The following is a 9,419-nucleotide window of genomic DNA, read 5'->3' on the forward strand; positions in this document are numbered from 1 at the left end:
ATGGTGCGCATAACCTCATCGCCCTGGAGAGCGATGATTTCCTTGACGGCCGGAATCCGGCCGTCCACCTGCCCCATGCCGCCGTCCTTGCGGATCTGCGCGAAGACTGAACGCATCGCACCTACCGCGGCGCGGATGGCGTGGTTTCCGTAGATCACGATACCGACTTTCTGCGACGCCTTGATGTCAGTCTGTGTGAGCTGGGGATACGCCGTCGGCACGAGGACAAGCGGAAGTTTGCCGCTTCAGCGATCGACGAACGCAAGGATCTCGTCGGGCGTCTTTTGCTTGGAGTGGATCAGGATCGCGTCAGCGCCAGCCTCCTCGTACGCCAATGCACGCCTGATGGCCTCCTCCTGCCCTAGGCCGGCGATCAATGCCTCCACACGGGCTATGACGAGGAAGTCGCGGTCGCTCCGAGCGTTCACCGCCGCCTCGATCTTGCCCTGGAACTCCTCGACTCGAACGAGTTTCTGTCGACCCTCTGCGCGCAGGCTGATGTCTTTGGGAAAGGTCTTGTCCTCCATCACGATGGCGGACGCGCCGGCCGCTTCGTACTGTGGAACGATGTAGGAGACGTTGACGGCGCTGCCGAAGCCCGTGTCGATGTCCGCGATGAGAGGCACCGATACCACCGATGCGATCGTCCGCATCATCTCCAGGTGCGTTCCCATCGACAGGATATTGGCATCGGGCACGGTGTAGCTGGCGGAAAGTTCAAAGCCTCTTCCCCAGATTCCGTCGAAGCCTGCCTCCTCGGCCAACTTGGCTGCCAAAGGATTGTGTGCCGCCATCGCCGTGAAGAGCGTCCCTTCGTTCAGGGCCCGCCGGATCTTGTCGTTCTTCGTCATGTGCTTCTCCGAGGTGTTGTGTTTGTCTGCGAACTTCTAACTCACGGCACTAGCACTCGACAATGTTCACGGCCAGGCCGCCGCGCGAGGTTTCCTTGTACTTGGTCTTCATGTCCGCGCCGGTCTGCATCATGGTGCGGATGACCTTGTCCAGCGAGACGAAGTGAGAGCCATCGCCGCGCAACGCCATGCGCGCGGCGTTGATGGCCTTGACGGCCCCCATCGCGTTGCGCTCGATGCACGGGATCTGCACCAGCCCGCTGATCGGGTCGCAGGTCATGCCCAGGTTGTGCTCCATGCCGATCTCGGCGGCGTTCTCGATCTGCCCGGGCGTGCCGCCCATCACGGCAGCGAACGCACCCGCCGCCATCGAACAGGCCACGCCCACTTCGCCCTGACACCCGACCTCCGCGCCCGAGAGCGAGCCGTTCTTCTTGTAGATGATGCCGATGGCTGCGGCGGTGAGCAGGAACTCGACCACTGCATCCTCGCCCGCGCCGGGAAAAAAACGCTGGTGGTAGTGCAGCACCGCCGGAATCACACCCGCCGCCCCGTTGGTGGGCGCGGTGACCACGCGCCCGCCGACTGCGTTTTCCTCGTTGACGGCAATCGCATACAGGTTGACCCAGTCCATCGCCGCAAGCGGGTCCGGCGCGGTGGCGGGCGTGCCGCTTTGCAGTTGCCGGAACAGGTCCGCCGCGCGCCGCCGCACCTGCATGCGCCCGGGCAAGGTGCCGGTACTCGCGCAACCGCGCTGCACGGCCCCGGCCATGGTCTCCCACACCCGCAGCAGTTGCGCCCGCACCTCGGCTTGCGGGCGCCATTGCGTTTCGTTGTCCATCATCAGCGCGGCAATCGACTTGCCGTGCGCCTTGCATTGCGCCAGCAGGTCCGCGCCAGTCTCGAAGGCAAAGGGCAGCGCAGCGGGCGGCGGGCGCTGCGCGCCCTCGTCGTTGCGCACGCCGAAGCCGAGTGCATCGACGACGAAGCCGCCGCCCACGGAGAAATAGTCGGCCTCGGCCAGCGGCAGGCCCTGCGCGTCCAGCGCCATGAACCGCATGCCGTTGGGGTGATGCGGCAAGCTCTTTCGCATGAAGAGCAGGTGCACCTTTTCGTCGAACGCCACCGAGTGCACGCCGAGCAGGCACAGCCGCCGGTCTTGCCGGACGGCCGCGACGGCGGGCTCGATCGTGTCGGGGTCGATCAGGTCCGGCCGATGGCCTTCCAGCCCGAGCAACACGGCGCGGTCCGTGCCGTGGCCGCGGCCGGTCGCGCTCAGCGAGCCATACAACTGCGTCACCAGCGCGGCCACCTTCGGCAGCAAGCCTCTTGCTTGCAGCAGGCAGGCGAACTGCTGGGCCGCGATCATCGGCCCGACCGTGTGCGAACTCGACGGTCCGATGCCAATCTTGAAAAGATCGAAGGCGCTGACGGGCGTGGAACCCGCCTTTACAGCGTCGGTCACCGCGCCTTCACCGCCAGGTTCCACAAGGCCACGAGCTGCTCGTACTCCGCCGAAGCAGCTTCCTGGTCGAGCGGGAAGATCTTGACGGCGCCCAGATCAGGCAGCGAGGTGAGCTTGGACACCGGGATGTCGCTGCGCACCGGGCGGCGGAAGTTCTTCACCAGCAGTTCCTGCTGCGTCTCCTTGCTCAGCAGATCGTTGTAGAGGGTGATGGCGGCGTCCATGTTCTTTGCGCCCTTCACGATGAACATGCCTTCAGGCGCCAGGTAGCTGCCCTCGGTGGGGTAGACCAGCTTGATCTCTTTCTGCCCGCCCGCCACGTACTCCTGCGCCGCGTATTCGATGGTCAGGCCGACCGGGTATTCGCCGGCCGCCACGCCCTTGTAGGTGCTGCCCGAAGACGCGGTGATGACCGCATTGGCAGCCAGCTTGGTCAGCCCGTCGCGGCCGAACTGCTTGAGCAGCCCGTACACCAGCATGTAGGCCGTGGCGCTCTTGCTCGGGTCGGTGATGGCGAACTTGCCTTTCCATTCGGGGCGCATCAGGTCCGACCAGGTCTTGGGCGCGGCCATGCCCTTGAGCTGGCGCTCGTTGACCATCATCACCATCACATGCACGTTGGTGCCGACCCACAGGTCGTTCGGCCCACGGAACGCCGCGGGAACGGCCGCCAGCTCGGGCGACTTGTAGGGCGCCATCTGGTCCTTGTAGGCGCCCAGCGTGCCGAAGCCGCCGCTCCAGAGCACGTCGCCGCGCGGGCTCTTCGCCTCGGCCTGGATGCGCTTCATCAGCGTGCCGGTGCCACCGGTGACCTGCTGCACCGTCAGCGCGGGCGATTTCTTCTTGACCACGGCCAGCGCGGTCTCGACGGTTTCCGTGTTGTTGGACGAATAGAGTACCACCGTCTGCGCGCCGGCCACGCCCGCCACGAGGGCCAGGGCTGTGACCGCGCATTTCGCCAGAGACTTGAAGGACATGAAAACCTCGCAGGTTGAAGTTGGCTATTTGCTGGAAAAGAGATTGATGCGGAACACCTTGATCGACACGATGATCGGCAGCAGGATCACGCTGACCAGTGCCGCGCCGTAGGCCGAAGCCAGCCCCAGGCGGCCGCCGTCGACCTGGCGGAAGATGGCGATGGGCATGGTCTCGAGGCCGCCCGTGTAAACCACGATGGAGGCGGAGAGCTCCGAGATGGTGGTCACCCACATCAGGATGGCGGCCGAGATGATCGAGGCCTTCATGGCCGGCAGCAGCACCTTGAAGAAGGTCTTCAGCGGCGACACGCCCAGGCTGATCGACGCCTCTTCGATGGAGTCCGAAATGTTGAACAGCGTTGACGACGCGTTGCGCACCGCAAAGGGCAGGCGCCGCACCGTGTAGCACAGCACCATGATTCCCGACGAGCCCGCCAGCACCAGCCAGCCGGTGTTGAAGGTCTGCACCAGCGCAATGCCCAGCACCGTGCCCGAGATGGTGAGCGGCAGCACCACGATGTAGTCCAGCAGCTGGGTGAACGCGTTGCGCTTCTTGATCGTCAGGTAGCTCACCAGCACGGCGAAGGCCACGCCCACCACGGTGGCCATCGAGGCGAACTTCAGCGAATTGAAAATGGGCTCGGGCGCACCGCGCAGCGCGCGCTCCAGGCTCGACAGCGACCACTGGCCCCAGCGCATCACCGGCCCGCTGGTCTCGGTGAACGCACCCACGAAAACGATGAGCAGTGGCAGCATCGACAGCACGATAATCACGCCCACGCTGAGCGTGTAGAGCACCGCCGCGCCCGAGCGCACGCGCACCACCGCCGGCGCACGGCCCTGCGTCATCGTGTAGATCTTGCGTTCGACCACACGCTTCTGGAAAAACAGCACGATGGCCACGATGCCGATGGACAGCACCGACATCGCGCTTTGAAGCGTGGGGCTGCCGCCCATCTCGCCAACGAAGGCGTTGTACGTCATGACCGAGAGCAGCGGCACGCTGCTGCCCAGCACCACCGACAGCGCGAAGTTGCCCACCACCAGCGTGAACACCACCAGTGCATTGACCAGCACCGCGGGCAAAATCACCGGCACCAGCACGCGCAGCTTGGTCACCAGCGGCGAGGTGCCCAGGCTCAGGCCGGCTTCTTCCAGCTGGCCGTCGAAGCCGCGCAGCGCGGCCAGCACACCCAGGTAGATGTAGGTGTAGTAGACCAGGGTCATGGAGAACACCATGCCGGTCCAGCCATAGAAGGTCGGCAGCTCGATGCCCACGCTCGCCAGCATGTTGGTCACCAGCCCGTTGTTGCCCAGCAGCAGCAGCCACGACTGGCCGACGATGATCTCCGGGATCACGATGGTCATGATCGGCAGCACGGCCACCAGGTTCTTCAGCGGGAAGTCGTAGCGCGCCACCATGTAGGCGAAGGGCACGCCCACCGCCACCGTGCAGGCCGTGACCGTCACGCCAAGCACCAGCGTGTTGCGAAACGCCAGCAGGTATTCGCTGTCGCGCAGCAGCGTGATGAAGCCGGACAGCGAGAACGCACCCGACTCGTCGCGCACGCTGTTCACGAACAGCGTGCCCAATGGATAGAACACGAAGAACAGGAGCAGCAGCAGACTGAGCAGGGTCAGGAAACCCCAGGGCCACCAGTTGATTTTCATGGCTTGCTTCCCGCTCAGGCGCCGACGATGCGGCTGTCCGCCGGCACCAATACCTGCACYGCGTCACCAGCCTGGAAGTCGGCCACCATGTTGCCGGCATGCAGCTCGACACGGATCTCGGAGTTGTCGTGCAGCCGGATGCGGTAGGCCGTCTTGAAGCCCAGGTACTGGCGCCTCAGCACTTCGCCCGCGATGGCGTTCGGCACATGGGGCGCGGGTGCCATCAGCGACAGCGCCTCAGGACGCGCGATGAGGATGCCCTGCGCGCCCAGCGTGGCGCTGCCCTGCATGCCGTCGAGCTGCTGGCCGCACAGTTGGTAGCGCAAATGCGGCGGGGCGCCTCCGGCGGACTCGGCCGGCGCGGTGCCCACGCGTTCGGCCGGCACCGGAATCACGTTGGCCGAGCCGATGAAGTCGGCCACATAGGCGTTGACCGGCGTGCCGTACAGCTCTTCGGGCGTGCCCAGCTGCGCGATGCAGCCGCGGTCCATGATGGCGATGCGGTCCGACATGGCCAGCGCTTCTTCCTGGTCGTGCGTGACGAACACGGTGGTGATGCCGGCCTCGCGCACCAGGTCGAGAATCACGTCGCGCATCTGCAGGCGCATCTTGGCGTCGAGGTTCGACAGCGGCTCGTCCATCAGCAACACGCGCGGGCGGATCACCAGCGCCCGGGCCAGCGCAACGCGCTGGCGCTGGCCGCCGCTCATCTGCGCCGGGTAGCGGTCGGCCAGCGCCAGCAGGCTCACCTTGTCCAGCGCCTCGTTGGCGCGACGGGCGATCTCGGCCTTGGGCACCTTGCGCGCGCGCAGCCCGTAGGCCACGTTGTCGAAGGCTGTCTTGTCGGGAAACAGCGCRTAGKCCTGGAACACCATGCCGATGTCGCGGTGGTGGGTCGACACGCGCGTCACGTCGTCCTTGTCGAACAGGATGCGGCCGCCGTCGGGGTCGTTGAAGCCGGCGATGCAGCGCAGCAGCGTGGTCTTGCCGCAGCCGCTGGGGCCCAGCAGGGTGTAGAAGGCGCCATCCGGCACATGCAGCGACAGGTTCTGCAGCACCGTCTGATTGGCGAACTGCTTGACGACGTTGTCGATGGTGATGGAAGCCATGTCTCTTGTTCAGGGTGGAAAGAAGCGCGATGCTAGGCGGGGCCCTTGCGTGTCACCAGCCGTATTTTCTAAGACTGCCGGTTAGTTTTTCTGCAGGCTTCCCGTTCTAAGATGCCCGCCGGCCTTCGAACCAATGCGGCAAGCAACCGACCACGAAAAACAGATGAGAAAGACGAGCCCGTTCGCCAAGGTACGCATGTGGTGATGCGACGCCTCCCCCCTTTGAAAGCGCTGCGCGCCTTCGAAGCGGCGGCGCGCCATGCCAACTTCACCGCGGCCGCCGACGAACTCAGCATCACCCACAGTGCCGTCAGCCAGCAGATCCGCCTGTTGGAGGACTACCTGGAGCAGCCTCTGTTCGCGCGCGAGGCGCGCGGCGCGACGCTGCTGCCGCATGCGCGCGACTACTTCGCCGAGGTGCAGGCCAGCCTGGACCGCATCGCCAGCGCCACGGCGGCGCTGAAGTCGCCCAACCAGCGCACCAGCCTGCGGGTGTGCACCACGCCTTCGCTGGCCATGAAGTGGCTGATTCCGCGGCTGGCCGGGTTCCAGGCCTTCGCGCCCCTGGCCGACGTGCAGCTGTCGACGCTGGGCCGGCAGTTCTTCGACCATGCCGAGGCCGGCAACGACGTGCTGGTGCGCCGCATGCCCATGCAGCGCCCCGACCACACCTGCGTGCGCTGCCTGGACGACCATCTGGTGGCCGTGGCGTCGCCGCGCTTCATCGAGCGCCACCGCATTGCCAGCATTGCCGACTGCCTGGGCCACCCGCTGTTGCAGGCCACCGGCGGGCTGGACAACTGGCCACGCTGGTTCGAGCTGGCCGGCGTGCGCGTGCCGCCTCGGTTGCCGGGCCCCGTGTTCGACCACCAGTTTCTTTGCATGCAGGCGGCCATGAACGACCAGGGCCTGGCCCTGGCGCCCTGGTGCCTGCTCGAAGAAGACATCCGGACCGACCGGCTGCGGCTGGTGTTCCCCGAGCCCCGCCTGCCGGCCTCGGGCGTGTACGCGCTGTACCGCACCGAGGGACCGGTGGCCACGCTGGCGCGGCAGTTCGTCGACTGGCTGGGCACGCAGCACTGGACCGCGGGAAGCACGCCGTGAACCACACACCCGGGCATCGCCCGCCCACCCTGCGGCTTTCGGATTTCCGGCTGATCGCCTTCGACATGGACTCGACGCTGATCGACATCGAGACGGTCGACGAAATCGCCGACATCGCGGGCTGCGGGCCCGAGGTCGCGGCCATCACCGACGCCACGATGCGCGGCGAGATCACCGACTACAAGGAAAGCCTGCGCCGCCGCGTGGCCCTGCTGCGCGGCGTGCCGCTGTCGGCGCTGCAGGCCGTGTACGACCAGCGGCTGCACCTGAACCCCGGCGCCGAAACCCTGATCGACGCCTGCAAGCGCGCCGGCTTGCGGATCGTGCTGCTGAGCGGCGGCTTCACGTTTTTCACCGATCGCCTGCGGGACCGGTTGAAGCTGGACGACACACGCTCCAATGTGCTCGAGATCGAAAGCGACCGCCTGACCGGGCGCATGCTGGCCCAGCCATGGGGCGACATCTGCGACGGCCAGGCCAAGAAAGACAAGTTGCTCGAATGCTGCCGCGCGATGGGCATTTCACCGGCCCAGGCGATTGCCGTGGGCGACGGTGCCAATGATCTGCCGATGATGCGGGTGGCCGGGCTGTCGGTGGCCTACCGTGCCAAGCCCAGGGTGCGCGAGGAAGCCATGGTGGCCATCGACGAAGGCGGGCTCGACCGGCTGCTCGACTGTTTGCCCGCTGACACGCGCGCCAGCGCCTGAGCCTGCTCAGGCCTTTAGGTATTCGGCCTTGGTACCGAGCCAGCGGTCGATGACATGTACGAAGGATTCCATGAAGCCGGTGCGTGCAGCAATCTGCGGCGCGCCCTGCTGGATGTCGACCGCGAGCGATCGGCGGCAGCCAGGTCGATCAAGGACCTTGAACAAGCGCGCAAGACGTTCGATACCCATGTCGAGCAGCATCGTGTTCGAACGGGAGAGCTGCAACAGGAGTTGAGGCAATTGCGTCAGAAGCTCGGGGCGACCGAAGGGGCGCCGGAAGATGCCCGCAGCGCGGGCGAGATGCTTCGCGCCCAACTGGACAAGCGCCTCGAGGCCAAGACACCACGCAAGAAGGTCACGCGAAAATCGCCTTGACGAGGGAAACGATCGACTCGGGAAAGGTAGAAATTCCGAGAGACGAATCTCTTTTAGCAGCAACAAGTTAGGTTACCAACGGCCGCGTCGGACGGGCCTGCCAKGAGAAGGGCCAGGCCTTCGATCCGCTGCCCGTGGTCAAGCTCTTCACGCCCGACGCAGGTGCGACCTGGCTGCTGACGGAGATCGATCCCGAAGCGCCCGATATCGCGATGGGGCTTTGCGACCTGGGCGTTGGGTTCCCTGAAGTCGGCCTGGTGGACCTCCTGGAACTTTGCGCCGTGCGGGGGATGTTGAACCTGCCCATCGAGCAGGACCTGCACTTCCGGGCTACGCAGCGGCTCAGCGCCTACGCCACGGAGGCACGCATGGCCGGGCGTATCCAGGCCTGAGTGGGCCGCCGCCGGCTTCGGCATTTCTGCGGGCTTGCCCTTGCGTGGCGCGCGGTGCGCGCAGCCATCGACCGGGCCGCTCCGCAAGACGCGGGCGCGGCAGACTCTGGGTTGATCTTGCAAGTCATGCCTCTGCGTAGCAGAGGAGGGCATTGAGCCGCCTGCGGCCGCAGCGCTGCCAGGGGGTGTGCCCGCACGGGTCCACGGCATGCCGCGGGGCATCTGCTGTCGGAGCCCCCTCTTKATCGACGCATAGCTCGCACGGGCCACTGTCCAGGGCTTCGGGCTGCGCCACCGTCCTCACCCGGTCCTCACTTCGCTCGGCTGCGGCTTGCGGGCGGTCCCCGGACATCGGCCCTTGCTGCTCGCAGTTCATGCGTCGAGGCGGCTCCGAAAGCAGATGTTCAACCCCGCGGCACATGCCGTAGAAAGGACCGGTCATGCGTGCACATCAAACCCCTCGTCAGCGCAACACGGACAACCCGTCAGCCACGGGCGTTCCCCCCGTACCCCCCGAGGACTCACCCAAAGCAGATGTCTTGAAGGCAAGTGAGGGCGCGCCGCGCAGCGGCCGGATCGACGTCCGGCAGGCCGTCACCGATCGGATCATCGCGATGCTCGAGAAGGGTGGCAACGCGTTCCGCGAGCGCTGGACGCGGGCGGCTTCGCGCGGCATCCCGCGCAATGGCAAGACCGGTGCGCCGTACCACGGCGCCAATGTGCTGCTGCTGTGGGATGCCGCGATCGAGCAGGGCTACGCCTCCAACG

The 9,419-nt window shown here is 66.0% G+C and carries 8 protein-coding genes and 2 pseudogenes; 5 read left to right on the top strand and 5 right to left on the bottom strand.

The window, feature by feature from the left end; genetic code table 11:
- From AC1D2K_RS22240 to AC1D2K_RS22260, 5 genes and pseudogenes are all read right to left on the bottom strand, one after another.
- Positions 1 to 851, bottom strand: a pseudogene (locus tag AC1D2K_RS22240) (phosphonopyruvate hydrolase); the annotation flags it as partial.
- 49 nt (positions 852 to 900) lie between these two features.
- Complete coding sequence (locus tag AC1D2K_RS22245) at positions 901 to 2,316, bottom strand: L-serine ammonia-lyase (protein ID WP_478091038.1); 1,416 nt, start codon at positions 2,314 to 2,316, stop codon at positions 901 to 903.
- A complete protein-coding gene (locus AC1D2K_RS22250; RefSeq protein WP_478091040.1) occupies positions 2,313 to 3,293 on the bottom strand; it encodes an ABC transporter substrate-binding protein in 981 nt (326 codons plus the stop codon). The genes AC1D2K_RS22245 and AC1D2K_RS22250 overlap by 4 nt, the downstream gene beginning before the upstream one ends.
- A 24-nt stretch (positions 3,294 to 3,317) precedes the next feature.
- Positions 3,318 to 4,964, bottom strand: coding sequence for an ABC transporter permease (locus AC1D2K_RS22255; RefSeq protein ID WP_478091042.1), 1,647 nt, complete (start codon positions 4,962 to 4,964; stop codon positions 3,318 to 3,320).
- Positions 4,965 to 4,978: 14 nt separating this feature from the next.
- Positions 4,979 to 6,073: an ABC transporter ATP-binding protein gene (locus AC1D2K_RS22260; protein ID WP_478091044.1), complete on the bottom strand. Its 1,095-nt coding sequence runs from the start codon at positions 6,071 to 6,073 to the stop codon at positions 4,979 to 4,981.
- Between the two features lie 204 nt (positions 6,074 to 6,277).
- Between AC1D2K_RS22260 and AC1D2K_RS22265 the strand changes: the two genes are divergently transcribed.
- The 5 genes and pseudogenes from AC1D2K_RS22265 to AC1D2K_RS22285 form a co-directional block, all read left to right on the top strand.
- Positions 6,278 to 7,177, top strand: coding sequence for a LysR substrate-binding domain-containing protein (locus tag AC1D2K_RS22265; protein WP_478091046.1), 900 nt, complete (start codon positions 6,278 to 6,280; stop codon positions 7,175 to 7,177).
- The gene (serB, locus tag AC1D2K_RS22270) at positions 7,174 to 7,884 is read left to right on the top strand and encodes a phosphoserine phosphatase SerB (RefSeq protein ID WP_478091048.1); all 711 of its coding nucleotides are present in this window, start codon (positions 7,174 to 7,176) and stop codon (positions 7,882 to 7,884) included. The genes AC1D2K_RS22265 and serB overlap by 4 nt, the downstream gene beginning before the upstream one ends.
- Positions 7,885 to 7,938: 54 nt before the next feature.
- On the top strand, positions 7,939 to 8,259 hold the full coding sequence (locus AC1D2K_RS22275; RefSeq protein WP_478091050.1) for a hypothetical protein: 321 nt from the start codon (positions 7,939 to 7,941) through the stop codon (positions 8,257 to 8,259).
- An 89-nt stretch (positions 8,260 to 8,348) separates the two neighbouring features.
- A pseudogene (locus tag AC1D2K_RS22280) lies at positions 8,349 to 8,651 on the top strand (DUF2958 domain-containing protein); the annotation flags it as partial.
- Positions 8,652 to 9,190: 539 nt separating this feature from the next.
- Positions 9,191 to 9,419 (top strand): ArdC-like ssDNA-binding domain-containing protein (locus AC1D2K_RS22285; protein WP_478091052.1); only part of this gene is annotated, 229 nt, incomplete at its 3' end.

This window comes from Variovorax sp. P1_H12_2 (assembly GCF_056405335.1).

Bases quoted from the DNA above. Each gene is read 5' to 3' on its own strand.
- AC1D2K_RS22250 (WP_478091040.1), bottom strand. From the start codon at position 3,293: ATGTCCTTCAAGTCTCTGGCGAAATGCGCGGTCACAGCCCTGGCCCTC.
- AC1D2K_RS22255 (WP_478091042.1), bottom strand. From the start codon at position 4,964: ATGAAAATCAACTGGTGGCCCTGGGGTTTCCTGACCCTGCTCAGTCTG.
- AC1D2K_RS22265 (WP_478091046.1), top strand. From the start codon at position 6,278: ATGCGACGCCTCCCCCCTTTGAAAGCGCTGCGCGCCTTCGAAGCGGCG.
- AC1D2K_RS22275 (WP_478091050.1), top strand. From the start codon at position 7,939: ATGTACGAAGGATTCCATGAAGCCGGTGCGTGCAGCAATCTGCGGCGC.